The sequence below is a fragment of the Dermacoccus sp. Ellin185 genome (genome assembly GCF_000152185.1).
GTDB lineage: Bacteria > Actinomycetota > Actinomycetes > Actinomycetales > Dermatophilaceae > Dermacoccus > Dermacoccus nishinomiyaensis.
This window is the reverse complement of the sequence record NZ_AEIQ01000074.1, coordinates 1-972: the sequence shown is the minus strand read 5'-3', so window position 1 is coordinate 972 and position 972 is coordinate 1. Positions and strand designations below refer to the sequence as shown.

Genomic DNA, 972 nt, shown 5'->3' with positions numbered 1-972 from the left:
TGAATCGCCCCGGGTTCGGTGGAGGCTGTCATTCAACGCGAGGATGGACAGCATGGCAGCACCACGGAAGTACCCGGCAGAGCTTCAAGAGCGCGCGACACGTCTCGCGATCAAAGCTCGCCAAGATCCGGAACGGCGACGAGGAGCAGTACGCAGGGTGGCCGAGCAGCTCGGTGTGAATCCCGAGACCCTGCGCAACTGGGTGAGTCAGGCAGAAGTCGATGCCGGCACCCGCCCCGGTGTGACGACGAGCGAGCACGAACGCCTGCTCGAACTCGAGCGGGAGAACCGCGAGCTACGGCGCGCGAACGCCATCCTGCGATCGGCGTCGGCTTTCTTCGCGGCGGAGCTCGACCGCCCACATCACTGATCGTGGAGTTCATCGACGATCGCAAGCATGAGTTCGGTGTCGAGCCGATCTGTCGCACCCTCACCGAGGCTGGGGTCAAGATCGCACCGAGCACGTACTACGCCGCGAAGACGCGCCCGCCGTCGCCGCGAGCGGTTCGCGACGTAGAAATGGCGGCGCAGATTCGCCGGGTTCACAAGGACAACTACGGCGTGTACGGCGCCCGCAAGGTCCATGCTGAACTCGTGCGTGAAGGCATCACCGTGGCGCGTTGCACCGTGGAACGTCTCATGCGTGCTGCGGGCCTGCGCGGCGTCAGTCGCGCGAAGGGACCCCGCACCACGATTCCTGGGCGTGGCCCGGATGATCGTCCGGACTTGGTCGAGCGGGACTTCACCGCGTCGGCGCCGAACGAGTTGTGGGTCGCGGACATCACGTACTGCCGAACATTCACTGGATGGGCTTACGCCGCGTTCGTCATCGACGTCTACTCGCGCCGTGTCGTGGGCTGGCAGGTGTCGAAATCGCTGCGCACCGACCTGGCGTTGGACGCCCTGGACATGGGGTTGTGGATCCGTCAACGTGACGGGCAGGACGTGACGGGGCTGAGGCACCACAGCGAC

Annotated in this window: 2 protein-coding genes and 1 other annotated feature; both genes read left to right on the top strand. The window is 65.4% G+C overall.

What is annotated here, in order from left to right:
• A partial coding sequence (locus tag HMPREF0321_RS07865; protein WP_006945639.1) for an IS3 family transposase occupies positions 1 to 370 on the top strand: 370 nt, incomplete at its 5' end.
• Positions 331 to 459 (top strand) — a sequence feature (AL1L pseudoknot). Its footprint overlaps the gene before it by 40 nt.
• Positions 373 to 972: IS3 family transposase (locus HMPREF0321_RS07860; RefSeq protein WP_006945637.1), on the top strand; the 600-nt coding region annotated here is incomplete at its 3' end. Its footprint overlaps the feature before it by 87 nt.